Raw genomic sequence first — 1,021 nt, 5'->3', positions numbered from 1 at the left:
AGCGGTATCAACTACTGCAATCTGCTCAATAACAGGTATAGCTGCCTGTGAAGCAGCAACCTCTGCAACCTGCTCTACAGGTGCAGTCTCAGCAGATACAGGCACGGGCTGTAGCAAAGCATCCTGCTTGGTAAAGCAGACAGCAAGCCTGCCGTCTGTATCAGATACTGAAATACTGTGCTCGGAAATGTCCGAAACCGTAAGAATATAGCCTGAAATATCAAGCTGCAAGGGCATACCGGCACCCTGTGACGTAATGGTAAATCTCATAAAAACACCTCCTGAAAATCCCGTGAACCGGATACTGTCCGTATCTTAAGTCCCGCATAATCTTGCGGCTACGCTACCGTCGTCCTTGGTATTTGTCAAGCGGAATTTTTTCTTTTGAGGATATTTTTTTCTTTTCATTTAAAATGTGACACATATATGGCCTGTACAGGTGGATAGCTACAGCTGACCAAACCCGGCCCTTTAAGGTACATGAATACATATAGTTTCTATATATCGTTTTTTAAGTCAGAGCAGTTTTTCTGGATTTAATATAGCTGGTTTACAAACTGCACGTATCAAGTCTTTAGTCTCACTGTCCCTGGCAAATATGACTGATATCTTATCGTTAACTGGATAAAGGTGTTTGCTGTCTGGCGTATTTTACGCAGAAATATCATCACTTTGAATATCCAAACTAAAAATCCTTCCTATACAGCTTGCCCTCATACGGTTTGCAGATTGGGGCGTTGTAAAGCCTCAATAATTTCAAAATGTGTTTGGAATACAAAACCAGGCCAGCGGTGCTATAGCCGAATAGACCAAGCTACAATTTAAAGGGCTATTCGGCTGGCTACCGCAGGACTGGTTTTGTATTTTTAATATTACTGATTCAAAGAATTATACCTTACTCTAGCAGTGTGGAGTGGGTCTTTACTCCGCGCCCTCTGCAAACCGCACGTATGCAAGCTGTATAGGATCTTATATGTTTCTAAATGTGGTATTCAAAGGGATGATATTTCTGTTCCGAAAA

Annotated in this window: 1 protein-coding gene; it reads right to left on the bottom strand. The window is 42.0% G+C overall.

The features are described 5' to 3' along the window. A partial coding sequence (locus T344_RS28870; RefSeq protein WP_034862456.1) for a hypothetical protein occupies positions 1-270 on the bottom strand: 270 nt, incomplete at its 3' end. Between the last annotated feature and the right edge of the window lie 751 nt (positions 271-1,021).

The organism is Ruminiclostridium cellobioparum DSM 1351 = ATCC 15832, assembly GCF_000621505.1.
GTDB lineage: Bacteria > Bacillota > Clostridia > Acetivibrionales > DSM-1351 > Ruminiclostridium > Ruminiclostridium cellobioparum.
Note: the sequence above shows the minus strand (reverse complement) of the source record. Positions and strands in the feature narration are given on the sequence as shown.